This is a genomic window from Phenylobacterium sp. (assembly GCF_030697925.1).
Classification (GTDB): domain Bacteria; phylum Pseudomonadota; class Alphaproteobacteria; order Caulobacterales; family Caulobacteraceae; genus Phenylobacterium.
In genome coordinates, this window is sequence record NZ_JAUYOJ010000211.1 from 1 (window position 1) to 22,686 (window position 22,686).

Annotated in this window: 21 protein-coding genes; 12 read left to right on the plus strand and 9 right to left on the minus strand. The window is 68.5% G+C overall.

The genetic code is table 11. The features are described 5' to 3' along the window. Positions 1–138: 138 nt before the first annotated feature. Positions 139–729: a chloramphenicol phosphotransferase CPT family protein gene (locus tag Q8Q88_RS20450; protein ID WP_305677032.1), complete on the minus strand. Its 591-nt coding sequence runs from the start codon at positions 727–729 to the stop codon at positions 139–141. 255 nt (positions 730–984) lie between these two features. Between Q8Q88_RS20450 and Q8Q88_RS20455 the strand changes: the two genes are divergently transcribed. From Q8Q88_RS20455 to Q8Q88_RS20470, 4 genes are all read left to right on the plus strand, one after another. Continuing rightward, the gene (locus tag Q8Q88_RS20455; protein WP_305677033.1) at positions 985–3,819 is read left to right on the plus strand and encodes a TonB-dependent receptor; all 2,835 of its coding nucleotides are present in this window, start codon (positions 985–987) and stop codon (positions 3,817–3,819) included. A 78-nt stretch (positions 3,820–3,897) separates the two neighbouring features. Next, the gene (locus Q8Q88_RS20460) at positions 3,898–4,920 is read left to right on the plus strand and encodes a sugar kinase (protein WP_305677034.1); all 1,023 of its coding nucleotides are present in this window, start codon (positions 3,898–3,900) and stop codon (positions 4,918–4,920) included. Positions 4,921–5,036: 116 nt separating this feature from the next. Beyond that, positions 5,037–7,154 (plus strand): M13 family metallopeptidase, encoded by a 2,118-nt coding sequence (locus Q8Q88_RS20465; RefSeq protein WP_305677035.1) that lies wholly within the window; start codon positions 5,037–5,039, stop codon positions 7,152–7,154. A gap of 56 nt (positions 7,155–7,210) precedes the next feature. Next, positions 7,211–7,972 (plus strand): RNA methyltransferase, encoded by a 762-nt coding sequence (locus Q8Q88_RS20470; protein ID WP_305677036.1) that lies wholly within the window; start codon positions 7,211–7,213, stop codon positions 7,970–7,972. On the opposite strand, the gene Q8Q88_RS20475 is transcribed toward Q8Q88_RS20470, so the two are convergent. The 5 genes from Q8Q88_RS20475 to Q8Q88_RS20495 all read right to left on the minus strand — a co-directional run bounded on the left by Q8Q88_RS20475 (position 7,969) and on the right by Q8Q88_RS20495 (position 10,503). Further along, positions 7,969–8,421, minus strand: a complete 453-nt coding sequence (locus Q8Q88_RS20475; RefSeq protein ID WP_305677037.1) for a helix-turn-helix domain-containing protein — start codon at positions 8,419–8,421, stop codon at positions 7,969–7,971. The two genes, Q8Q88_RS20470 and Q8Q88_RS20475, sit on opposite strands and share 4 nt — an antisense overlap. Before the next feature lie 99 nt (positions 8,422–8,520). Then, positions 8,521–8,778: a hypothetical protein gene (locus Q8Q88_RS20480; protein WP_305677038.1), complete on the minus strand. Its 258-nt coding sequence runs from the start codon at positions 8,776–8,778 to the stop codon at positions 8,521–8,523. After that, complete coding sequence (locus tag Q8Q88_RS20485; RefSeq protein WP_305677039.1) at positions 8,775–9,314, minus strand: isochorismatase family protein; 540 nt, start codon at positions 9,312–9,314, stop codon at positions 8,775–8,777. The genes Q8Q88_RS20480 and Q8Q88_RS20485 overlap by 4 nt, the downstream gene beginning before the upstream one ends. Then, on the minus strand, positions 9,314–9,943 hold the full coding sequence (locus Q8Q88_RS20490; protein WP_305677040.1) for a GNAT family N-acetyltransferase: 630 nt from the start codon (positions 9,941–9,943) through the stop codon (positions 9,314–9,316). Before Q8Q88_RS20490 ends, Q8Q88_RS20485 begins: the two co-directional genes overlap by 1 nt. Beyond that, positions 9,943–10,503, minus strand: a complete 561-nt coding sequence (locus tag Q8Q88_RS20495; protein ID WP_305677041.1) for a hypothetical protein — start codon at positions 10,501–10,503, stop codon at positions 9,943–9,945. The genes Q8Q88_RS20490 and Q8Q88_RS20495 overlap by 1 nt, the downstream gene beginning before the upstream one ends. A gap of 105 nt (positions 10,504–10,608) precedes the next feature. Here Q8Q88_RS20495 and Q8Q88_RS20500 point away from each other — a divergent pair, with 105 nt between their 5' ends. Both Q8Q88_RS20500 and Q8Q88_RS20505 read left to right on the plus strand, forming a co-directional pair. Then, positions 10,609–11,592 (plus strand): LysR family transcriptional regulator, encoded by a 984-nt coding sequence (locus Q8Q88_RS20500; RefSeq protein ID WP_305677042.1) that lies wholly within the window; start codon positions 10,609–10,611, stop codon positions 11,590–11,592. 96 nt (positions 11,593–11,688) lie between these two features. After that, a complete protein-coding gene (locus Q8Q88_RS20505; protein ID WP_305677043.1) occupies positions 11,689–14,118 on the plus strand; it encodes an ATP-binding protein in 2,430 nt (809 codons plus the stop codon). On the opposite strand, the gene Q8Q88_RS20510 is transcribed toward Q8Q88_RS20505, so the two are convergent. Further along, positions 14,115–14,762 carry a glutathione S-transferase family protein gene (locus tag Q8Q88_RS20510; protein ID WP_305677044.1) on the minus strand — a complete coding sequence of 216 codons (648 nt, stop codon included), beginning with the start codon at positions 14,760–14,762 and terminating at the stop codon, positions 14,115–14,117. The genes Q8Q88_RS20505 and Q8Q88_RS20510 overlap by 4 nt on opposite strands. Positions 14,763–14,919: 157 nt before the next feature. On the opposite strand from Q8Q88_RS20510, the gene Q8Q88_RS20515 reads away from it, so the two are divergent. Continuing rightward, positions 14,920–15,810: a sigma-70 family RNA polymerase sigma factor gene (locus Q8Q88_RS20515; protein ID WP_305677045.1), complete on the plus strand. Its 891-nt coding sequence runs from the start codon at positions 14,920–14,922 to the stop codon at positions 15,808–15,810. Here the strand turns inward: Q8Q88_RS20515 and Q8Q88_RS20520 are convergent. Then, entirely contained in the window at positions 15,774–17,231 is a 1,458-nt protein-coding gene (locus Q8Q88_RS20520) for an NAD(P)/FAD-dependent oxidoreductase (protein WP_305677046.1), read from the minus strand. The two genes, Q8Q88_RS20515 and Q8Q88_RS20520, sit on opposite strands and share 37 nt — an antisense overlap. A 144-nt stretch (positions 17,232–17,375) precedes the next feature. Here Q8Q88_RS20520 and Q8Q88_RS20525 point away from each other — a divergent pair, with 144 nt between their 5' ends. The 5 genes from Q8Q88_RS20525 (at position 17,376) to Q8Q88_RS20545 (ending at position 21,901) form a co-directional block, all read left to right on the plus strand. After that, positions 17,376–17,804, plus strand: coding sequence for a DUF5360 family protein (locus tag Q8Q88_RS20525; RefSeq protein ID WP_305677047.1), 429 nt, complete (start codon positions 17,376–17,378; stop codon positions 17,802–17,804). Further along, positions 17,804–18,400, plus strand: coding sequence for a TetR-like C-terminal domain-containing protein (locus tag Q8Q88_RS20530; RefSeq protein ID WP_305677048.1), 597 nt, complete (start codon positions 17,804–17,806; stop codon positions 18,398–18,400). Before Q8Q88_RS20525 ends, Q8Q88_RS20530 begins: the two co-directional genes overlap by 1 nt. Before the next feature lie 64 nt (positions 18,401–18,464). Continuing rightward, positions 18,465–19,592 carry a ferritin-like domain-containing protein gene (locus Q8Q88_RS20535; protein WP_305677049.1) on the plus strand — a complete coding sequence of 376 codons (1,128 nt, stop codon included), beginning with the start codon at positions 18,465–18,467 and terminating at the stop codon, positions 19,590–19,592. A 99-nt stretch (positions 19,593–19,691) separates the two neighbouring features. Then, a complete protein-coding gene (locus tag Q8Q88_RS20540; protein WP_305677050.1) occupies positions 19,692–20,735 on the plus strand; it encodes an FAD-binding oxidoreductase in 1,044 nt (347 codons plus the stop codon). Next, the gene (locus Q8Q88_RS20545) at positions 20,732–21,901 is read left to right on the plus strand and encodes an acyl-CoA dehydrogenase family protein (RefSeq protein ID WP_305677051.1); all 1,170 of its coding nucleotides are present in this window, start codon (positions 20,732–20,734) and stop codon (positions 21,899–21,901) included. Before Q8Q88_RS20540 ends, Q8Q88_RS20545 begins: the two co-directional genes overlap by 4 nt. On the opposite strand, the gene Q8Q88_RS20550 is transcribed toward Q8Q88_RS20545, so the two are convergent. Next, positions 21,898–22,650, minus strand: coding sequence for a TylF/MycF/NovP-related O-methyltransferase (locus Q8Q88_RS20550; RefSeq protein ID WP_305677052.1), 753 nt, complete (start codon positions 22,648–22,650; stop codon positions 21,898–21,900). The two genes, Q8Q88_RS20545 and Q8Q88_RS20550, sit on opposite strands and share 4 nt — an antisense overlap. Between the last annotated feature and the right edge of the window lie 36 nt (positions 22,651–22,686).

Consider the following 22,686-nt stretch of genomic DNA (forward strand, 5'->3'; position numbering starts at 1 on the left):
TGGCAAACCCGCCAAGCTCGCCATCGTCGCGGTCATGCGAAAACTCATCGAGGCCGCCAACCTCGTCCTCGGACGCGGCCAGCCATGGGTCAAACAACCCGCAACTTGAACATGGTTGCTCCCCCAGAAGGGGAGGATCTAGGGGCCCCGTAGCCGCTCGAAGGCCGAGGGGCCGCTTCGGGCCGCGAGGGCCGCCACGACCTGCTCCGCGCAGGCGCGGGGTGTGGTGTTCGTGGTGTCGACGCTGAAGTCATAGTCGCCGTGCGCGTGGACCAGGCCGAACTGGCTGCGCACCTGGCCGGGCTGGCGGTCGCCGCGGGCGATTTCCCGTCGCTCGGCCTCGGCAAGGTCGCAGCGGACCCCGACGAAGAATACCTCGCGGTCACGGGCGGCCTCCAGCCAATCCGCCAGCAGCCATGGCTCAAACAGCACGTCGTCAACGATCACCGAGAGGCCGCAGTCGGCCAGGGCCGCGACCGACTTGTGGAAGGCCCGGACCATGGCCTGGGCGCCGGGGCCCAGGTGGAGGGGTGTCGTGCCGTCGGCCTCGTGTGTGAAATAGGTCCCGTGGGGCGTGTTGTGCCAACTGGGCGGCATCAGGCCGAAGACGAAGGCGTCGAGGCTCACGATCACCGGCTGCGGCTTCAGGCGCTTCTGCAGGGAGCGGGCGAGGGCGCTCCTCCCGGCGCTGGAAGATCCGTTCAGCAGGATGATCGCCGGGCGTTTCACCGGACAAGCTTAGCAGCGGACGACCTGGGTTCAACGGCCCACCGCGGCGTCCTGGTCACAGTTTGGGCGTCTCGTGCCCAACAAGCGGGCGAGTGGTATTGCAGGTGTGACGGATTCGTGGCTAGCTCGCGATGATACCGGTGTCAGATGCTCTGTTTCGCAATGACACCGGTGTCATATATGTAACGATCAGGGATACGTCGATCCGATATGCCGTAAGTCGGCGAGATCGGCGGGCCTTCGAGGGAGGATGCCATGGGTCGGACTTGGACGATGTCGCGCTGGCTGCTGGCCGGCGCTTCTCTGACGGCGCTTAGTCTGGCCACGCCCGCCGCCGCGCAGGACGCGACCTCCGAAGTCGAGGAGGTGGTGGTCACCGGCTTCCGCGGCAGCCTGCAGCAGGCGCTGAATCTCAAGCGCGACTCTTCCGTCGCCGCCGACACCATTCTGGCCGAGGACATCGGCAAGTTCCCCGACCTGAACCTGTCGGAGTCCATCCAGCGGATTTCCGGGGTGGCGCTGGCCCGCGACGCCGGGGAGGGCCGACAGATCACCGTGCGGGGCCTGAGCCCTCAATTCACCCGCGTGCGCATCAACGGCATGGAGGCCCTGACCACAGCCGGCGGCACCGACGCCTCGGGCGGGACCAATCGTGGCCGCAGCTTCGACTTCAACATTTTCGCCTCCGACCTGTTCAGTTCGATCACCGTGCAGAAGACCGCCTCGGCCCAGACCGAAGAGGGCTCGCTGGGCGCCACGGTCGACCTGCGCACGGCACGGCCGCTGGACTATGATGGTTTCAAGTTCGCCGCCTCCGCCCAGGCCTCTTACAACGGCCTGTCAGAGAAAACCTCGCCGCGCATGGCTGCGATGATCTCCAACGCGTGGGCCGACAACACCCTCGGCGCCCTGCTGTCGGTGGCCTACAACAAGCGCACCCTGCTGGACGTCGGCACATCCACAGTGCGCTGGGCGCGGGGAACCAACGTCGCGCCGGGCTTCGACGCCCTGCCGAACGCCGCGGGCCTGCCGGCCACCGCCAACCCGGCGGCCGCGGCGGTGAATGCCGCCTATCACCCCCGAATCCCGCGCTACGATCGCTACGACCAGGAACAGGACCGGCTGGGCGCCACCCTGGCCCTGCAATGGAAGCCGAGCGATCGGACCGAACTCACCTTCGATCTGCTCTACGCCAAGCTGGACGGGAACCGCGAGGAGCAGTTCCTGGAAGTACCCTCGTTCAGCGTCAACGGCGCCTGCACCGCAGCCAATGTGGCGACCAGCTGCGGCATCGCCGACACCAATGTCACGGCCTCGACCATCGACGCCAACAACACCCTGGTGGCGGGCACGTTCAACGATGTCGATCTGCGGGTCGAGGACCGCTACGACGAGCTGACCACCACCTTCACCCAGTACTCGCTCGACTTCACCCACGAGTTCTCGGACAACCTGCGCATCCACGCCCTGGCCGGCCATTCGAAGTCCGACCACGACAACCCGGTCCAGACCACGATCATCTGGGACCAGTTCAACGTCGACGGTTACCGCTACGACTACAGCCAGGGGCGGGCGCCGCTGCTGACCTATGGCAACGCCAACCTGACCGACGCCAGCGCCTGGACCCTGACCCAGGTGCGCATGCGTCCCCAGACCGCCAGCAATGTCTACGACACCGTCCAGGCCGAGGTGGAGTTCGAGCCCATCGAGATCTTCAAGTTCTCGGCCGGCCTGAACTGGAAGAGCTACGAGTTCGAAAGCACCGAACTACGCCGTTCCAACGGCACCAGCGCCAACCAGGAGCCGGTGATCCCGGCGGGCGTGGCGGCGATCGCGCTCTCCAGCTACGCCAAGACCGTCAACCTGCCGACCAGCGGGCTGGGCGCGCCGGCCGGCACGGTGACCTCATGGGTGTCGCCCAGCTATTTCGCCGCGGCGACCGCTTTCAACCTTAACGACCCCACGGCCTTCGGCGGCGCCTGGCGGCTGGGCCGCGAACCAGCGCTCGGCAACAATCGCGGGGTGTCGGAGGAGGACAAGGGTGGCTTTGTCCAGGTCGACTGGTCGACCGAGATCGCCGGCATGCCGTTCCGCGGCAATATCGGGGTCCGCCATGTCCAGACGCAGCAGAGCGCCTCGGGATACACCTTCCTGTCGGGCGCGGCGGTGCCGATCACCGTAGACCGCACCTATGAGGACACCCTGCCGTCGCTGAACGCGGTGCTGGAGCCGATCGAGAACCTGCTGATCCGGTTCGGCGCGGCCCAGACCATGTCGCGGCCCGACCTGGGCAACCTGACGCCGGGCGCCACGGTCAGCGTCTCGGGCACCACCCGCTCGGTCACCGCCGGCAACCCCAATCTTGATCCGTTCCGGGCCGACGCCTATGACCTGTCGTTCGAATGGTACTATCAGCCCGAGGCGCTGATCAGCGTCGCGCTGTTCAAGAAGAAGGTCGACAGCTTCGTCCAGACGCTGTCGACCGGAATTCCCTTCACCGGCAATCCGTTCGGCATCCCCGACAGTGTGGCGACCGCCGCCTGCGGCTCCACGCCCGGCTGCAGTCCCGCCGCGCTCTGGCAGTTCTCGACCCCGCGCAACACTCCCGGCGGCGACCTCGAGGGCTACGAGATCAGCTTCCAGCAGCCGCTGAGCTTCCTGCCGGGACTGCTGGCCAATCTCGGGGTCCTGGCCAACTACACCTATGTGAAATCGTCCATCGACTACCTGAACGCCGCCGGCGCGGTGGTGGCGACCAACGACATCACCGGCCTGTCGCGCAAGGCCTACAACGCCACGCTCTACTATGAGGACGAGAAGGTCAGCGCGCGGGTCTCGGCCAGCTATCGCAGCCGCTACCTGACCCGCGTGCCCGGCGCCGAGGCCGGCACCACCTTCGACGGAACCAACGAGACCTTCAATGTCGACGCCTCGTTCACCTACACTTGGAACGACAACCTGAAATTCACCGTCGAGGGCGTGAACCTCACCGACGAGTTCCAGGATCAGTTCAACGACCAGACCGATCGGCTCTCATTCTATCACCACACCGGCCGTGAGTTCCTGGTCGGGGTCCGTTACACCTACTAGGCGCCTTCTCCCCAAGAAGACCACTGTATCGGCGCGCCGGGGCCACCGGCGCGCCGCCTTGTTCAAGGAGATCGCTGCGTGGGTCGCGTCGTCTGTTTCGGGGAAATCCTCATCCGGCTGTCGGCGCCGGACACCGAGCTTCTGCTCCAGTCGCCCGCCCTGAAGGTCTGCTTCGGCGGGGCCGAGACCAATGTGGCGGTGTCGCTAGCCAGGCTGGGCCATGAGGCGGCCATGCTCTCGGTCGCCCCGGACAATGCCCTGGGCCGGGCCGGGATCGATGAGTTGCGCCGCTACGGGGTCGACGTCTCGCGGGTGGCGGTGACACCGGGTCGCCAGGGGCTCTATTTCCTGACCCCGGGCGCCGCCCAGCGCGCTTCGCACGTGCTCTACGACCGCGCCGGTTCGGCCTTCGCCCTGGGCGCGGGAAGCCTCGACTGGGATGTGGCCCTCGCCGGGGCCGAGTGGCTGCACGTCTCGGGCGTCACGGCGGCCATCGGCCAGCACACGGCGGACGCCGCCATCGCCGCGGTGCGGGTCGCCCACCGGTTGGGGGTCAAGGTCTCCATGGACTGTAACTACCGGGCAAGCCTGTGGCAGGCCTGGAACGGCGACGCGCCGGCCATCCTGGGCGAGATGCTGAGCCACGCCGACCTGGTGTTCGGAGACCACCGCGACATCGCCCTGGTGTTGGGCTCCCGGTTCGCCGCCGCCCAACCGGGGGAGAGCACGGGCGACCTGCGCCGCCGGGCGGCCAGCGCGGCCTTCGAAGCCTTTCCCAAACTGCAGCGGATGGCCTGCACCGACCGGGTGCAGCACACCGTCAACCACCACGACATCTCGGGACTTGTCTTCACCCGTGAGCGGACCTGGCGCACCGAGAGCCGGCCGCTCAACCCCATCATCGACCGGATCGGCGGGGGCGACGCCTTCGCCGCGGGCATCCTGCACGGTCTGCTGGCCGGGCTGGACGACGGGGCGGGGGTGGAGTTCGCCATCGCCGCCGCGGCCCTAAAGCACGCCACGCCCGGCGACTTCAACCTGGCCACCCGCGCCGAGGTCGAGGCCCTGGTCGCCAGCGACAGCCTGGACGTACGGCGCTGACGGGCGCCTGACATGACGGAAGTTTAATCCGCTGCCCCGCGCCACCGCCCGCGCGCGGTGTATGAAAGGCCCCAAACGCCGCCGGCGCCCGAGAGCGCCGCGCCTGGGAGCCCGCAATGAACACTTGGAAGTCCGTCCTGCTGGGGGCCTGCGCCCCCGTCCTGCTCGCCGCCTGCGCCACCGCCCCCGCGCCGGCCCCTCCCGCCCAGTCCGCTCCGGCCCCGGTCGCCGAGGCGCCCAGGCCGCAGCCGAAATTCGGGACCTTCGGCTTCGACGTGGCCGGCATGGACAAGGCCGTCGCCCCCGGCGACGACTTCTTCGAGCACGCCAACGGGACCTGGGCCAAGACCACCGAAATCCCCGCCGACCGCGGCAGCTACAACACCTTCGGCATCCTCACCGAGATCGCCGGGGTGCGGACCCGGGCGATCATCGAGGACGCCGCTAAGGCGCCGGGGGCCGAAGGCTCCGAGGCCCGCATGATCGGCGACTACTATGCGAGCTTCATGGACCAGGCGGCCATCGAGGCCGCGGGCCTCGAGCCGCTGAAACCGGAGCTCGACCGGATCGCGGCCATCAAGACCCGCGCCGACCTCTCGCGCGAGCTGGGCGCGGGCCTGCGCGCCGACGTTGACGCGCTGAACGCCACCGACCTCCAGACCGACCGGCTGTTCGGTCTGTGGGTCGCCGAGGACATGAACGACACCTCTATGTACCGGCCCTATCTGATGCAGGGTGGCCTGTGGATGCCGGACCGCGAGTACTATCTGGGCGACACGCCGCGCTTCAAGGACCTGCGGGCCGGGTACCAGGACCACATCGCCAAGATGCTGACCCTGGCGGGCTATGACGACGCGCCCCGCCGCGCGGCGCGGGTCCTGGCCCTGGAGACCGCCATCGCCAAGGCGCACTGGACCGTGGACGCCACCTCGGACGTGGCCAAGGCAAACACCGTTTGGACGCGGGCCGAGCTCGCCACGAGGGCGCCGGGCCTCGACTGGACCGCCTATCTCACCGCCGCGGGCCTGGCCGACCAGCCGCGCTTCGGCGCCTGGCAGGCGAGCGCCATCGCCGGCCTCGCCAAGCTCGTCGGCGATCAGCCGATCGCGGCTTGGAAGGACTACTTGGCCTTCCACGCGGTGGAGCGGGGCGCTCCGTTGACGGGCCAAGCCCTCGTCGACGAGCATTTCGCTTTCAACGGCACGGCGCTCTCGGGCACGCCTCAACAGCGCGAGCGCTGGAAGCGCGGGGTGGACAACACCAGCCTTGCCCTGGGCGAGGCGGTGGGGAAGCTCTACGCCGAGCGGCACTTCTCGCCGGACGCCAAGGCGCAGGTGCAGGACATGGTGAAGAACCTGCTCGTCGCCTTCGACGCGCGCGTCGATCGGCTGGACTGGATGAGCCCGCAGACCAAGGCTAGGGCCAAGGAGAAACTGGCCAATTTCAAGGTGGGCGTCGGCTATCCCGACAAGTGGCGGGACTATTCGGGCCTACGGATCGTGCGCGGCGACGCCTATGGCAACTGGGAGCGAGGCAGCCTCTTCGAGTACCGGCGCAATGTCGCCAAGCTCGGGAAGCCTGTCGACCGCGACGAATGGTTCCTGCTGCCTCAGGACGTCAACGCGCTGAACATGCCCATGCAGAACATGATCATCTTCCCGGCCGCGATCCTGGAGCCGACCTTCTTCGATCCGAACGCGGACGCCGCGGTGAACTACGGCGCGATCGGCGGGGTGATCGGCCACGAGATCGTGCATGGTTTCGACGATATCGGCGCCCTGTTCGACCCCAGGGGCAATCTGAAGAACTGGTGGACGCCGGCCGACATGGCCCAGTTCAAGGCGCGGGGCGCGGCGCTGGCCCGGCAGTACAGCACCTATGAGCCGCTGCCCGGCCTGCATCTCAACGGCGAGCAGGTCCTGGGCGAGAACATCGCCGACCTCGCCGGCCTGGCCACGGCCTATGACGCCTATCACCTGTCGCTGAAGGGCGCGCCGGCCCCGGTGATCGACGGATTCACGGCTGACCAGCGGTTCTATTTCGGCTGGGCGCAGAACTACCGCTCCAAGTACCGGGAAGCCGCCCTGCGGCGGGCGGTGCTCACGGGTGTCCATTCGCCGGGCATGTACCGCGCCCAGACCGTGCGCAACCAGGACCCCTGGTACGGCGCATTCGACGTCAAGCCGGGGCAGGGCCTCTATCTGGCGCCGGCCGATCGGGTGAAGATCTGGTAGCCCAAGTCGTCCCCATCGATGATCCGGACGACCCGCGGGTCGCCGCCTATCGCGACGTGCGCGAGCGCGATCTGGTCGGCCGCCAGGGGCTGTTCGTCGCCGAGGGCGAGGTTGTGCTGCGGATGCTGGCGCGCTCGCGCCTGCACCGGCCCGCGTCGCTACTGATCGCGGAGAAGCGATTGGCGGGCCTGTCGGAGATCCTGGCCACTATCCCCGGCGACGTCCCGATCTACGCCGCCGGCCAGGCGGTGATGGACGCGGTGGTCGGTTTCCCGATCCATCGCGGCATCCTGGCGCTCGGGACCCGGGGGGCCGAGCCCGACCCGGCCGAACTGCTGGCCGGCTTGCCGGAGCGCGCCCTGGTCCTGGTGCTGAGCGCCATCGCCAACCACGACAATATGGGCGGGCTGTTCCGCAACGCCGCGGCCTTCGGCGCGGACGCCGTGCTGCTGGACGCCGACTGCTGCGATCCGCTCTACCGCAAAGCCATCCGGGTTTCGGTGGGCGCGGCCCTGACCACGCCCTTTGCGAGGCTGGCTCCGGGTGTGGACCTGCTGGGGTTGCTGGAAGGGCAGGGGTTCGAGGCCGTGGCGCTCAGCCCGCGCGGAGCGACGACCTTGGCGCAGCTCTCGCGGCCGCTCCGGGCCGCGGTGGTGTTGGGCGCGGAGGGGGCTGGCCTTTCGGAAGCGCTGCTGGCGCGCGCCAGGACCGTGCGGATCCCCATGGCGGACGGCTTCGATAGCCTGAACGTCGCGGTGACGGCGGGCGTGGTCCTACACCACCTGGCCTTCGCGGCCCCCGCTTCGGCCCCGGGCTAGCGGGCGCGGCGCACCGTGGCCGCGCCGTCGTCGGTTTCTTCGATCAGCGAGCGGGTCAGGTTGAGGATGGCGGTGCGCAGGGCCGGTTGCTGGACGCTGGCGAAGGCTTCGAGCAGTTGCACCGCACCAGGCACGGCCAGCTTCTCGAACAGGCTCTCGTCCCCCTGTGAGCTGGCGGTCTCGCCGACCAGTTCGCCGACCGACGTGTCCAGCTTCTGGGCGATCTTCACCAGCATCGAAGCCGAGACGCGGTTCGCGCCGCGCTCGTACTTCTGGACCTGCTGGAAGCTGACCCCCAGATGGTCGGCCAGGGTCGACTGCGAGATGCCCAGCCATTTGCGTCGAACCCGAATACGGTGACCCACCGCCACATCGATCGGGTCTGGGCCTTGGTCTTCGCCGTTCTCGTTCACCGAAACGTCCTCATCGCGGCGCTGCACTTTGCGCACACTGTTATTTGACACGGCGGCAAGCTAGGCCGCCACATCTTTATGGTGAAGTGGACGTTGCGCCGCAGTGCAGGGTTAATATTCGCTTATTGAGGGAATTCAAGCGTTCGGGGCGCGATCCTGAAGGATGGCGCCGATCTGATCGAGGACCGCGAGGGCCGTTTCCTCGCCGTGACTCTCGCATATCTCGCCGGCCCGATGGATGATGCACGACAGGGCGGCCAGGTCGCGCGGGCCCAGCAGGCTGGCCATCTGCAACAACTGCTCGGTCTCGTCGGACCGCGGCCTGGCGTCGCCGCGAAGCGGTTGCGGACCGATGGGGCGGCCGCGAGTCTCGAAGGGAGTCTTGAGGGTCATGGGGCGTTGGCCGCGGCGAGCGCCCCGGCGTCCTCTGCAAAAAGTTCGTGGGAATCAACGATGCGCGCCATCGGCGACAGGGATGCGAGCGGCGCGGCCATGGCCTGGCGCAGGGCGAGTTCGTCGCGGGCGCCCAGCGCCACGGCGTCGCGCACCACCTCGACCGACAGGTCCCGGTCGACGGCGGCGAAGGCGGTGGCCAGCACGCTGTCGCACAGGGAAAACCCGATCAGCGCCAGCGGTCCGCCATAGGCGCCCACCGCCTGGCTGAAGCCGCGGTGCGAAAAGGCCGACGGGCCGTTGCGCAGATAGACTGGCTCGCTGGGCAGGGGTTCCAGGCCCGCGATGGGCCGACCGGCCTCCAGCGTCGCCTCGCGGCGATGGACGTGCAGCACCGGCCAGCGCCGGCGACGGGCCTGGTCCAGCACCCGGCGGCAGGCCTCGATGGCGCGCTCGGCGCCTTCGCAACCGGCTCCGGCGGTTACTCGGCCGCGCTGCAGGTCCAGGCAGACGAGGACGGAGGGACCGCACCTCATTAGGCGAGCGCCCCGAAATTGGCCGCGGGACGCGCGGTCGAGCGGTCCAGCACGCCGGATTGGTCCCAGGCGCCCTCCGGACGCAGGAGCTCCAGGGCGGGGCTGTCGAGGGTCAGGGCGTCGGGCGGCGGCACGCCTTCGACGATCATCTCGACATAGTCGTGGTCGGACACCACGAAGCTGCGGCGATCCTCGCGGATCTTGGCGTTGAAATACTGTTCCCAGAACGGGATCAGGCGCACCTGGCCGTAGCCGAGGATCTTGCGGTAGTTCTTCTTCTCGGCGAGCCGCTTGGCGGCCAGGATCAGCATCAGTGTCGCTCGGCCGCGCCGGTATTCGCGCCGTACCGCCACCCGCTCCACCTTGGCGAAATCGGCGAACCAACGGATGCGCAGGGTCCCGATCGGCTCTCCGTTCCGGCGCAGGACAAGGTGGGTCGCGCCGGCGAAGTCGTTGCCGTCATACTCCTCGTGATACGGGCAGGCCTGCTCGCCCATATAGACCAGCGTCCGCACCGCCAGGGCCTGCATCAGGTCGTCCAGGGTCCGGCAGACGGCGACCACCAGTTCGGCCTCGTCGATCTCGGTGGCGGCGCGCGCTTCCAGCGGCAGGCGGACATTGGCGTTCATCAAGCGGCCTTTCTCTGTCTGCGCCAGGCCGGAGCCATGACGAGTCCGCCGGGCCCGGGGACCAGATGGGCGCCGATGCGCTTGAGCAGGGTGCGCTCGCCGCCGGGGGTCGCGGCGCGTCCGTAGAGCGGGAGGTCGGGATGGATCTCGCGATGCAGTTTGATCGCGCCGGCCATGACGGTCGCCCGGCCGCGCCAGGTGGCGCCGGCCAAGCCCCAGCCGTACCACGCTACGACCGGATCGCCGGGACGGGCCACCAGGTCGAGCTGCGGGTGAATCCCGTTCAGCACGCCGGCCGCCAGGGTCGCCCGCGCCGCCGGCTTCAACGGGAAGACGGCGATCACGCCGGCCAGTTCGCCGTCAGGTCCGGTGAGCGCGAAGGACGAGCACCCGGTCCAGGCCTGCAGCCGGCAAAGGGTCTCGACGCTGGCAATGTGGGGGCTGACGGTCCGTGCGGCCAGGTCGCGGCCCGCGATGATCTGAGTCTTGTCGGCGAGGGCCATGCCCAGTTCGGCGAGGCCTAGAACCGTTCGTTCAGCGAAATCGCGGATAACAGTCATCGCGGTCGCCTTCTTGTGCGAAGCGCCTATTTGGTAGAGCGTCAGCAACGGACTGGGCGCCCTCGAACTTCGAATGGGGGCGCCACGGTCCTGATGGGGATCTGGATGGATACGCGAGACGGCGCGCGCGCCGACTGGGACGACATCAAGACCTTCGTCGCCGCGGCCCAAGCGGGCAGCTTTGGCGCGGCGGCGCGACGCCTGCGCACGACCCAGCCTACCGTCACCCGCCGCATCGACGATCTCGAGACTCGGCTGGGGACCCGCCTGTTCGATCGCGGCCTACGGGGCGTGACGCTTACCCGCGCCGGAGAGCAGGTCTACGACCGTGCCCTGACCATGCAGCGGGCATCCGTCGAGATCGAGCGCTTGGCGCTGGACGGCGAGCGGCCCGAGGCCGGCGAGGTGACTATCGCTGCGCCGGAGGGGATCGGCGGCTTTGTTGTCGGGCCGGAAATCGCGGAATTCATGAAGGAAAATCCCGGCATCCGGCTGGGCATCGACTGCGGATTCTATCCGGAGAATCCGGTGGACGCCCATGTCGACCTATCGATTCAACTTACCGACGCCTCATCGGCGCCGGAGATGGCCGCCACACCGCTGGCGACGCTGCACTACGCCCTGTTCGCCAGCCAGGACTACCTGGACACGTATGGGGCCCCCACGCGTTTGGAGGCGGCTGCGGGCCACAGGTTCGTCTACCACTCCGCCCAGGTTCGCGAACGGGGCGATTGGGGCGCCAAGACCTCGGCCTTCATCGAGCTCGCCGGGCCGGCCCTGATCCTCAATTCCTCGACCGCCATGCTGCACGCCATCCAGCGGGGAGCCGGGATCGGCGCCATCCCGACGGCGATCAGCAGCCTGGAGCCCGACCTGGTCATGCTGGACATCCCGCCGTTGGCCTCGGCCACCTTGTGGCTGTGCCATCACCGCGAGGCGATGAAGTCGGCGCGGGTGGCGCGGGTGGCGGAATGGCTGGTCTCGATCTTCGACGCGCGCGAGCGGCCCTGGTTCCGGCCGGAGTTCGTCCATCCCTCCGAATTCGCCGGATGGTCCTGGCCGGCCGCCACAGCCGGCGTGCGCCGCTAGGCCGCGGATCGCCCGGGGGCGGGCTAAATCCCACCTTAACCTTGTTCGACCACGCTCAAGTCTCCGTCAGCGAGAAGAAAAACACGGGGAGTGCGGATGTCGGGCGAGGCGGCGGCGACTCCAGACGTGCGTCCGTTCGGCCTGGATATCTCCCAGGCGGTCTGCGATCGCGCCTCGCGGCTGGCCAAGACCCTGTTCGGCGCCGTCGACTCCCGTATCGTCCTGGTCAATGGCGACGCCTTCTGGAGCAATCGCGACCCGGAGGGAAAGGTCGTTCAGGGACGGCCCCCGGCCCTCGACATCATCCTGGACAGCGGGGAGCTGCTGTGGATCCCCGACACGCGGCTCGATCCCCGCTTCTGCAACTCGCCCTCCGTGGTGGGGCCGCCCCATGTGCGGTTCTGCGCCGGAGCGCCGATCCGGCTGGCGGACGGAGCCTGCGCCGGCGTCCTGGGCGTCACAGGGTTGGAGCCGCGTGCCTTCAACCAAAGCCTGGCCAACCGGTTGGCCGATCTGGCCGACTTCGTCGCCGACGAGTGGGACCGCGCTCAGGCGACCCGGGCGCGCGAGACGATCCAGCGCGAGAACGCCGAGTTGTCGGCGACCATGGGGGCGATCTTCGGCGCCCTGCCGGGGACGGTGGTGCTGACCGACCACGACCTGCGGGTGATCTGCTGCAATCCCGCCTGGGCGCGGCGGATCGGCTACGAGGTCAGCCAGGTGATCGGGCGCTCGCTCTATGAGGTGTCGCCCTGGGCCAAAGACCACCGCGCAAGCTACGAGCGCTGCCTGACCGGCCGGACCATACGCAACGAGCGCTTCCCGGGCGCCGCCGCCGACGGCCGCACCGTCTGGAGCCAGATCGAACTGGCGCCCTGGTGGAACGCGCGGGGCGAGGTCGGCGGCATGGTCGCCGTCAGCCTGGATATCACCAGCATGGTCGAGGCCCTGGATGAGACCAGGCGCTCCGAGGAGCGGCTGACGCTCGCCATGGAGATCGCCGAGCTCCACGTCTACGAGGTCGACTGGGCGCGCCGCGAATTGATCAAGACCGGCAGCGAGGACACCTTCTTCTCCGAGCCGAAGATCTTCGAGGAGCTCTATGCGGACATCTTCGGCACCATAGACCCGCGCGACCGCGCCAAGGTCATGCAGGAGTGGGACCGACACCTGAACGAGGGCGTCCCGTATCGCCCGGAATATCGGGTGGTGCGCAACGACGCCAAGGAGGTCTGGGTGCAGGGCGCCTGCCGGCTGATCCTTGACGAGAACGGCCAGCCGCACCGCTTGATCGGCGCCCTCCAGAACATCACAGAGCGCAAGGCCGCCGAGCGCGCGCTGCTGCAGGCCAAGGAAGACGCCGAGACCGCCAACCGGGCCAAGTCCACCTTCCTCGCCACCATGAGCCACGAGATCCGCACGCCGCAGAACGGGGTGCTGGGCATGGCCCAGGCCATGGCCATGGACGGCCTGACCGAGCGTCAGCGCGACCGGCTGGACGTGATCCGCCAGTCCGGCGAGACCCTGCTGGCCATCCTCAACGACGTGCTGGACCTGTCGAAGATCGAGGCGGGGAAGTTCGAGTTGGAGGAGGCGCCGTTCGACGTCGCCCAGCTCGCCCGTGGGGCGCACGCAGCCTTCAGCGCCATCGCCGGCAAGAAGGGCCTGGCCTTCGATCTGGTGATCGCTCCCGCCGCCCAGGGGGTGTATCGCGGAGATTCCACCCGGGTGCGGCAGATTCTCTACAATCTGGTCTCCAACGCCTTGAAGTTCACCGAGAGCGGCGAGGTGAGGGTCACCGTGGACCGCGCCGGCGACGCCCTGCGGTTGACCGTGGCCGACACCGGCATCGGCATACCAGCCGAGCGGCTGGCCAGCCTGTTCCAGAAGTTCGAGCAGGCCGACGCCTCGACCACGCGCCGTTATGGCGGGACCGGCCTCGGCCTCGCCATCTGCCGCGAGCTCGCCGGCCTGATGGGCGGCGTGGTCGACGCCTCCAGCGCCCCCGGCGCGGGCACGACCTTCGTCGTCAGCCTGCCCCTGGCGCGGATCGGCGACAGTGCGCCGCTGCCCGCTCCGCCGCCGTCGCCCGCCGAGACCGCACCTTCGAACGGCGAGGCGCAGGCCCCGCCGTTGAGGGTGCTGGCCGCCGAGGACAATGCGGTCAATCAGCTCGTCCTGAAGACCTTGCTGCAGCAGATCGGCATCGATCCGGTCATCGTCGACAACGGCGCCCAGGCTGTAGAGGCCTGGAACCGCGAGACCTGGGACGTCATCCTCATGGACGTCCAGATGCCCGAGATGGACGGCCCTACCGCCAGCGGCATCATCCGGACACGCGAGGCGGCCGAGGGCCGCCTACGGACGCCGATCATCGCGCTCACGGCAAACGCCATGGCCCACCAGGTGGCGGAGTACGCCGCGGCCGGCATGGACGGCTTCGTCGCCAAGCCCATCGAGGTCGGCCGGCTGTTCGACGCCCTGCAGGCTGTGCTGGAGGCCCGGGACGCGGCGCAGGCCGCCTAGACGGCCACGGGTTCCGCCTTGGTCGAGACCCGCTGCCACACCTCGGTCGCATGCACGCGGTCGAGATAGGCGTTCACAGCCGCGAACGGCGACCAGTCGAAGGGCGTGATCGTCCGGTAGGACTCGAAGGTTGCCACGGAATAGTCGGCGATGGTCAGGTTGTCGCCGAGCAGGAAGGCGCGATCCTTCATGTGCGCCTCCAGGACCGGGGCGAAACGGGCGAGGCCGACCTGGGCCTCAGCGACCGCGACCGGATCGGCCGGGCCGAGCTTCAGGGACGGCTTGGCGACGGCCTCGAAGGCCAGGGCTCCGAAGGCGCGGTTGAAATGGACCAGCTCCCAGGCCTGCCAGCGAGCCACCTCGGCGCGGCCCCGGGCGTCGCGCGGATAGAGCCGCTCGTCGCCGGCCTTCTCGGCCAGGTACTGCATGATCGCGTTGGATTCGGTGAGGCGATAGCCCTCGACGGCCAGCACGGGGACCATGCCGTTGGGATTGATCGCCTTGAAGGCCGGAGAGGCCAGCTCGCGAAAATCGTGGTGCAGGATCTCCACCTTCAGACCCAGGTGGGCGATCACCGCCTCGACCTTGCGGCCGTTGGGCGAGCCCGCGACGGTATGGAGTTTCAGTACGGGAGTGTTGCTCATCGGAGAGTTCCTCTGGCCCGGCCGCCACCTCGGCGTCCGGTTCATGGGCAAGACGTCGCCGCGAGGGCCCAGGATTCCCTGGGCGAAATAATTCCGGCGGGCGAATCCTTCGCCCTGGCCCGCGCGTCTCCATCTGTGGAGAGTCCCTGGAGGTCCCTTGAACGCGCCCCTCTCGAACGCCCGACCGCCAACCGCGGACCTCGATCGGTTGTTGGTCGAACTTCGACCGAAACTGCACCGCTACTGCTCGCGCATGACCGGTTCGGTCATCGACGGCGAAGACGCTGTGCAAGACGCCATGGCCAAGGCCTTGCAAGCCGCGCCGGACCTCGCCGCCTTGGGCAATCCGGAGGGTTGGCTTTTCCGGATCGCCCAGAACGCGGCGCACGACATCATGCGCCGCCGCGCGCGGCGGGCCGAGGTCGCCCTGGATGAGCAAGACGCCATCGCTCCGCATGCGGTCGCCGCCTCGACCAGCCTCCGCGCCTTCCTGGCGCTGCCGCCGGCCCAGCGCAGCGCCGTCGTCCTGATGGATGTGCTGGGCTACAGCCTAGCCGAGATCTGCGAGATCGAGGGCGCGAGCCTGGCCTCGGTGAAGGCGGCGCTGCATCGCGGGCGTGCGCGCCTGCGTCGGCTCGCCGAGCCAGGGGCTGTGATCAGTCCCCTGACCACGGTGGAGCTTGGGCTGCTGCGCGGCTATGTCGACCGCTTCAACGCCGGCGATTTCGACGGCCTGCGCGACATGCTGGCCGATGAGGTCCGGCTGGAGCTGGTCAACCACGTCAGCATGGCGGGGCGTTCGGATGTTGGCAGCTATTTCGGCAACTATGAGCGCGGCTCGCCGGTCCGGCTGACGCTCGGCGCCGTCGACGGGCGGCCCGCGGCCCTGGCCATGGAGCCCGAGGCGTCCGAGCCCGCCTATTTCATCCTGCTGGGCTGGGCCGGCGACCGGGTCTCCGCCATCCGCGACTTCCGATATGCGCGCTACGCCATGGAGGGCGCGGACCTCGCCTATTCCGCCGGTTCGGGGAGCTTCACCACCTCATAGGCGCCCGCGTCGAAGCGCGCGACCGCCTCGGCATAGGCCCTGGCCGTGCCCGGCCAGTTGTTGAGGATCTTGCCCTCGGGGGTCTTGTACCAACTGGTGCAGTTCCCGGCCCAGGGCGTGACCGCGAGATCGTCCTGCAGGCGGGCGTTGTAGGCGACCATGGCTTCAGCCTTCACGGCGACTGGCACGCCCTGGGCGAGGGCCTGCAACACATATTCCACCTGGGCTTCGATCATGTAGATGATCGAGTTGTGGCCGAGATTGGTGTTGGGTCCGTACAGCAAGAAAAGGTTGGGGAAACCGGCGACGGTGATCCCCAGATAGGCCTCCGGGCCCTGGGCCCAGGCCGCGCCCAGGCTTGCGCCGCTCAGTCCGGTGATGGCGGTGTCGCCGACGAAGGACTTGGTCTCGAATCCGGTCGCGTAGATCACCACGTCGGCCTCGTGCAGCCGGCCCGTGGCGTCGACCACGCCCTCGGGCGTCATGCACGCAATGGCCTCGACCACCAGCTCCACATTGGGGCGGGTGAGGGCGGGGTAGAAGTCATTGGAGATCAGCACCCGCTTGCAGCCGACCTCGTAGTCCGGGGTCAGCTTGGCGCGTAGGTCCGGATCGGCGACCTGGGCGTGCAGGTGGGCCAGCGGGATGGGGACCTCCTCGACCGGCAGGGTTCCGGCCCGCTTGGCCACCAGCCGCGCCTCGGCCATCTCGAAGATCTCGTCGCGAACCGCCTGCATGGCCGCCGGCTCGGCGCGGAAACGGGCCTTCTCCTCAGGCGTATATGGCCGGCTCATGCGCGGCACGATCCAGTTGGGCGAGCGCTGAAAAAGGGTGAGCTGGCCGGCGAGCTTGGCCACCTCGGGCACGAACTGGATGGCGCTGGCCCCGTTGCCGACCACCGCCACCCGCTTGCCGGCCAAGTCGACCGAGCTGTCCCAGCGGGCGGAATGGAAGGAAGGCCCTGCGAAGTCGTCGCGGCCCTCGATGGGCGGCAGCTTGGGACGGTTGAGCTGGCCCCAGGCGGTGACGAAAGCCTCGGCGGTCACCGATCCGCCGTCGGCGGTGCTGATGCGCCAGGAGCCAGCGGCCTCGTCCCAGGACGCGCCGGTCACTTCAGAATTGAACCGCAGATGGCTGTAAAGGCCGTGCTTTTCGGCGACGGACTTGATGTAGGCCAGGATGTCGGGCTGGGCCGAATAGACCTCCGGCCAGTCGGGATTGGGCTCGAAGGAATAGGAGTAGAGGTGGCTGGGGATGTCGCAGCCGCAGCCGGGATAGGTGTTCTCCCGCCAGGCGCCGCCGACCTCGTGGGCCTTCTCCAGGATCACGAACGACGTCTCGCCCTGGGCTTTGAGCCGGAGGCCCATGCACAGACCGGCGAAACCCGCGCCCAGGATGGCGATCCTGTAGTCGGCGGTCATGAATGTCCCCTCGCGTCTCCTGGTTGCCCAAAGGCTAGCGAGGCGGTTTTATGTTATCAACGGTTAGTTTGACGCGGGGCGGGTCTCGACATTGGCCCGCAACGCGGTGGACAATGCGTCATGTCATTGGCCGGAGCCTGGACCATGAGCCGCAGCCTCGCCCTAAGCCTGGCGATTACCGATCTCCTGTTCCTGGCCTATTGGTCGCTGGCCCTGTTGAGCCAGGCCGGCGTCATCGCGATCCCGCCCGAACTGATGTACGCCGGGTACGACAACCCGAGGGTGGTGGCGTGGAACTGGTCGTTCTTCCCACTGGACCTGGCCTTTTCGATCACCGGGCTGATGGCGGTGCGCGCCTCGCGGCGGGGCGACCCGACCTGGCGGCCTCTGGCGCTGATCTCCCTGACCCTGACCGTAGTCGCCGGCCTGATGGCCGTGGCCTATTGGGCGATCCTGCGGGAGTTCGATCCGAGCTGGTTCCTGCCCAACCTGGCTCTGTTGGTCTGGCCCTTCGTCTTCCTGCCCAGTCTGGTCTGCGACCTGGCCGGCCCCAGCCATGGCGAGGCCGCCTGATGCCCTGGGCTGACGCCGATTCCGGCCGCCGGCGCGGCTACCATGTGGGCAACCTGCGCATCCAACTGCTGGACGAAGCCCGCACCCTGCTGCGTGAGGGCGGGATCGCCAAGCTGAACCTGCGGGCCCTGGCGGCGCGGGCCGGCATCGCGGCGGGATCGGTCTATCACCACTATGCCAGCAAGAACGCCCTGCTGGCGGGCCTGGCGGCCGAGGGTTTCGGCGAGCTGGAGGCGGCGCTCAGCCATGCGGCGACCTCGCCGGAAGGCACGCCGATCCGCGCCTCGGCCCTGGCCTATTTCGGGTTCGCCCGCAGCCAGCCCGGGGTCTATGGCCTGATGTTCGATCCGCAGATCCTGGCGGAGCCCGAGGTCGGCGCCGCGCGCGACCGCGCCTTCGAGGTGCTGAAGCAGGTGATCGGCCATGCCGCCAGCCAGCAGGATCGCACCGAGGAGCAGGTGTACAAGGTGGCCCTGGCCGTCTGGGCCTGCGGTCACGGTGCGGCCTCCATGACGCTCGCGGGCGGGGAGGGGGCTCAGACCCCGCTGATGGAAGACGTGATCCAGGGCCTGGAAGTGCTGTTCCGGCGGGACTGACGGCGCTCTATCCAAACGCCGTTCACCGGAATCTCCTCCAGGTTGCTGTACCGGGAGGAAAAGAATGGCCGACGGCAACATCACCAAAGACGTCATGTATGACGCGGTGGCTCCGAACGACTTCGAGTCCATGCTGGAACTCGATCGCTACAACGCCCGCTCGACGGCGTTCGACAAGATCATCTCGGCGACCCACGATCACTTCTGGGATCCGCTGGACCCGAAGTACATCGATTTCTCCGCCCCCTGGGACATGGAGAACGAGGCCCTGCTGCCCGACGACCAGATCATGTCGCTGGGCGTGCCCTATGTCCTCGACCATCTCGAGAAGACCGGCCAGAAGGCCAAGTTCATCAACGAGATGGCGCTTTGGAATTTCTCCTCCATCCTGCACGGCGAACAGGGCGCGCTGAACCTCTCGGCCAGCCTCTGCCACGTGCTGAAGGACCAGGGGGCCCAGGAATACGCCGCCAACCAGACCCGCGAAGAGGCCCGCCACGTCACGGCCTTCGCCAAGTACATCAAGGCCCGCTGGGGCCGCCCACGCCCCTGCGGCGCGGTGCTGAAGCAGCTCCTGGTCGACATCATCGAGGCGCCGGAGGTCTATAAGAAGATCATCGGCATGCAGATGCTGGTCGAAGGCCTGGCCATGGGCGCCTTCGCCGCTGGTTTCCAGTTCAACCGCGACCCGCTGGCCAAGAAGCTGTTCCAACTGGTGATGACCGACGAGGCCTTCCACCACAAGTTCGGGAAGATTTGGGCCGATCGTACCATCCCCAAGATGACCCGGGATGAGAGGGAGATGGTGGAGGACTGGGCCGCCCACTGCTTCCAGTCGCTGCTGTTCAACATGGGTTCGCCCAACCAGCAGGCGGGCGTCTATGCCGACTTCGGCCTCGACCCCGACCGGGTCCGCGCCGAGATGGTGGTGCTCATCCAGAACGACGAGCGCCGCCGCGAGCGCCTGAAGAGCCAGACCAACATCTTCCGGGTGCTCATCAAGACCCTGCTCAACGCCGGCCTGATCACCGATCGGACCCGTTCCTTCTACGCGACCTATGTCGACATGGAGGAGCTCAAGGCCGAGGGCGACAAGATGGTGGGGGACGACATCGCCGAGGAGGGGATCAAGTACCTCCAGGAGATCAACTTCAAGGACCGGGGTCGAGCGATTTCCATCGCCGCCGAATAGGCGCGGTCTGCGCTCCGACGACCTTGCGCCCGCCGTGTGAACGGCGGGCGCCCTTCGTTCCGAGCTTGATTTCGTGCGCGAAGACGGCTGGTTAGGCGCATGGCCAAGCGGGTGAAAATCACGGTGGCGGGCGCCGGCGCCCTGGGGCTGACCAGCGCGCTCGCCCTGGCCGACGCCGGGGCCGAGGTGACGGTGTTCGATCCCGCGGGCCCGCTGGACAACGCCTCGGGCGTGGCCGCCGGCATGCTGGCGCCAGCCTTCGAGTGCGTGCTCGACCCCACCGCCGCGCCGCAACTGGACCTGATGCTGGCCGCGCGCGACCTGTGGCCGGCCCTGGAGGCGCGGATCGGTATCGTGGTCGACCGCGCCGGCGCCGTGGCGGTGGGCGAGCCCGACTTCCTGGCGCGCGCCGACGCGGGCCTGCGGTCGCTGGGCCTGCATCCCACCGAACTTCCCCGCCAGGCGCTGGAAGGTCTCGCGCCCGGCCTCGCCCCGGCCTGGGGTCGCGGCGTGCTGGTCCGCGAGGATTGGCGGATCGAGGCCGGCGCCGCCCTGGTCGCCCTGCGCGCGGCCTGCGCGGCGGCGGGGGTGGTGTTCCGTCAGGAGGCGGCCCGCGGCTTCGAGGGCGGAACCTGGCTGGTGGTCGCCACCGGCGCCGCGCGCGACCTGGCCGTGGTCGCGCCCGAGCTTTCGGCGCTCAGTCCGATCAAGGGCCATATCCTGCGCAGTCGGGCCTACGCCTATGACGGGATCGTTGTGCGCGGCGAGGGCGCCTATGTCACCGCCGCCCCGGGCGCAATGACCATCGGGGCCACCATGCAACCCGGCCGCGACGACCGCGAGATCGAGCCCGCGGAGGTTTCGCCCTTGCTGGTGGCTGGCGCGCGGCTGTTCCCACAGATCGCCGGGGCGGAGTTCAGCGCCGCCGCCGGCGTGCGTGCGGCCACCGCCGACGGCCTGCCCATGGTCGGGCGCGGCCGTCATCACGGCGTCCTGTTGGCGGTGGGGGCGCGGCGCAACGGCTGGCTGCTGGCGCCTCTGGCGGCCCGGATCATCGCGGCTTGCGTGACGGAAGGGGAGGCCGCGCCCTATGCCCAGCGGCTGGACCCTTCTCGGTTCAGCGTGCCTGGGGAGGCGAAGTGACGGGGTTTTGGCTGACGCAGGAGCAGGAGGCCATCGGCGAGAGCGTCGCGCGCCTCTGCGCCCGGTTCGACGCCGACTACTGGCGCCGGACCGACGAGACCGGCGAGTTCCCCGAGGCCTTCGTCGCCGCCATGGTCGAGGCCGGCTGGCTGGGCGCCGCCATGCCCGTCGAGCTGGGCGGCTCGGGCCTGGGCCTCACTGAGGCGGCGGTGATGATGCAGGCGGTGGCCCAGTCGGGGGCGGGGTTCTCCGGCGCCAGCGCCCTGCACCTGAACATCTTCGGCCCAATGCCCATCGTGAAGTTCGGCAGCGACGAGCAGAAGCGCCGCCACATCCCCCGGCTGATCGCCGGGCAGGACAAGATGTGCATCGGCATCACCGAACCCGACGCGGGCCTCGACACCACCAGCCTGACCACCAAGGCCACGCGGACCAATGACGGCTACGTCCTGCAGGGCCGCAAGACCTGGACGACCTCGGCGCAGCGCGCCAACAAGATGCTGATCATCGCGCGCACCACCCCGCGCGACCAGGTGACCAAGTCCACCCAGGGCTTGAGCCTGTTCTACATCGACTTCGACCGGACCAAGATCGAGGCCAAGCCGATCCCCAAGATGGGCCGCAAGGCGGTGGAGTCGAACCAGGTCTTCATCGACAATCTGGAGATCCCCGCCGACAGCCTGATCGGCGAGGAGGGCAGGGGATTCTATTACCTACTGGAGGGGCTGAACCCCGAGCGGGTGCTGTTCGGCGCTGAGGCCGTGGGCCTGGGCCGCGCGGCCCTGGCGCGAGCAGCGACCTACGCCAAGGAGCGGATCGTGTTCGGCCGGCCCATCGGCCAGAACCAGGGCGTCGCCCATCCCCTGGCCAAGGCCTGGGTGGAGTTGGAGGCCGCCAACCTGATGGCCTTCAAGGCCGCGGCCCTCTACGACGCCGGCCGCGACTGCGGGGCCGAGGCCAATGCGGCCAAGTACCTGGGCGGAGAGGCCGGCTTCAACGCCTGCGAGGCCGCGGTCCTGGCCCATGGCGGCATGGGCTACGCCAAGGAGTTCGACGTGGAGCGCTATTTCCGCGAGGCCATGATCGCCCGCATCGCGCCGATCAGCCGCGAGATGGTGCTGAACTACATCGCCGAGCGGGTGCTGGGCCTGCCCAAGAGCTACTAGGCGTGCTTGATGACCAGGCCCTGGCCGGTGGGCATCTCCAGGATCGCGTGACCGCGCTTGGCGAACCACTCGGTCTCGAGGGCATGCTGGGCGATGTAGGGCGCCCAGCCGAAGTCATCGAGGACCAGGACGCCGCCGGGCAGAATGCGATCCCATAGGACCTCAAGGGCGCTGATCTCAGCCTTGGCGTTGTTGAGGTCCAGGTGCATGAAAGCGATGCGCTCGGGCGCCGCCTCGGACAGGCTGTCAGGAACCCGGCCCTTGGTGATGATCACATTGGGTTCAGGGAAACGGGCGCGCACCTCGTCGTAGAGCGTCGCTGAATGCTCCGCCATGGAGTGGTGCGGCATGGCCTCGTCGTGCTCGAACAGGTCGTAGAGGAAATAGCGGCGGGTCGAGATGTCCACGAGGTCGGCGACGGTGCGCGCCGAACTGCCGCGATAGCAGGCGCATTCGACGAAATCGCCGTCCAGGTGCGAGGTCTGCTTCGCCGCCCAGACCAGGGTCGAAATCCGCCACAGGGTGCCGCGCTCCGGTCCCGTCCGGGTGTTGCGGTTGATCGCTTCGCCAAAGGCCGGATCGCGCAGGAAGCCGAGCGTCTTGCTCCAGGTGATCAGGTTGTCGGCCGCGAACACCCCCGAGGGATGTACGAACTCCCCGATCAGCGCGTCGCGGTGCTTGAAAAAGGTCTCGGCGTCGCGGACGCCGAAGAACGCCCGGCCCAGGTAGGATGGAAAGGGAAGCTTCATGGCGATCCTGAAGGTGACGGGTCCCCGCCTCTAGCG

Bases quoted from the DNA above. Each gene is read 5' to 3' on its own strand.
- Q8Q88_RS20505 (WP_305677043.1), top strand. From the start codon at position 11,689: ATGTCGGGCGAGGCGGCGGCGACTCCAGACGTGCGTCCGTTCGGCCTG.
- Q8Q88_RS20530 (WP_305677048.1), top strand. From the start codon at position 17,804: ATGCCCTGGGCTGACGCCGATTCCGGCCGCCGGCGCGGCTACCATGTG.
- Q8Q88_RS20495 (WP_305677041.1), bottom strand. From the start codon at position 10,503: ATGACTGTTATCCGCGATTTCGCTGAACGAACGGTTCTAGGCCTCGCC.
- Q8Q88_RS20520 (WP_305677046.1), bottom strand. From the start codon at position 17,231: ATGACCGCCGACTACAGGATCGCCATCCTGGGCGCGGGTTTCGCCGGT.
- Q8Q88_RS20455 (WP_305677033.1), top strand. From the start codon at position 985: ATGGGTCGGACTTGGACGATGTCGCGCTGGCTGCTGGCCGGCGCTTCT.
- Q8Q88_RS20510 (WP_305677044.1), bottom strand. From the start codon at position 14,762: ATGAGCAACACTCCCGTACTGAAACTCCATACCGTCGCGGGCTCGCCC.
- Q8Q88_RS20480 (WP_305677038.1), bottom strand. From the start codon at position 8,778: ATGACCCTCAAGACTCCCTTCGAGACTCGCGGCCGCCCCATCGGTCCG.
- Q8Q88_RS20485 (WP_305677039.1), bottom strand. From the start codon at position 9,314: ATGAGGTGCGGTCCCTCCGTCCTCGTCTGCCTGGACCTGCAGCGCGGC.
- Q8Q88_RS20490 (WP_305677040.1), bottom strand. From the start codon at position 9,943: ATGAACGCCAATGTCCGCCTGCCGCTGGAAGCGCGCGCCGCCACCGAG.
- Q8Q88_RS20550 (WP_305677052.1), bottom strand. From the start codon at position 22,650: ATGAAGCTTCCCTTTCCATCCTACCTGGGCCGGGCGTTCTTCGGCGTC.
- Q8Q88_RS20525 (WP_305677047.1), top strand. From the start codon at position 17,376: ATGAGCCGCAGCCTCGCCCTAAGCCTGGCGATTACCGATCTCCTGTTC.
- Q8Q88_RS20465 (WP_305677035.1), top strand. From the start codon at position 5,037: ATGAACACTTGGAAGTCCGTCCTGCTGGGGGCCTGCGCCCCCGTCCTG.
- Q8Q88_RS20500 (WP_305677042.1), top strand. From the start codon at position 10,609: ATGGATACGCGAGACGGCGCGCGCGCCGACTGGGACGACATCAAGACC.
- Q8Q88_RS20535 (WP_305677049.1), top strand. From the start codon at position 18,465: ATGGCCGACGGCAACATCACCAAAGACGTCATGTATGACGCGGTGGCT.
- Q8Q88_RS20540 (WP_305677050.1), top strand. From the start codon at position 19,692: ATGGCCAAGCGGGTGAAAATCACGGTGGCGGGCGCCGGCGCCCTGGGG.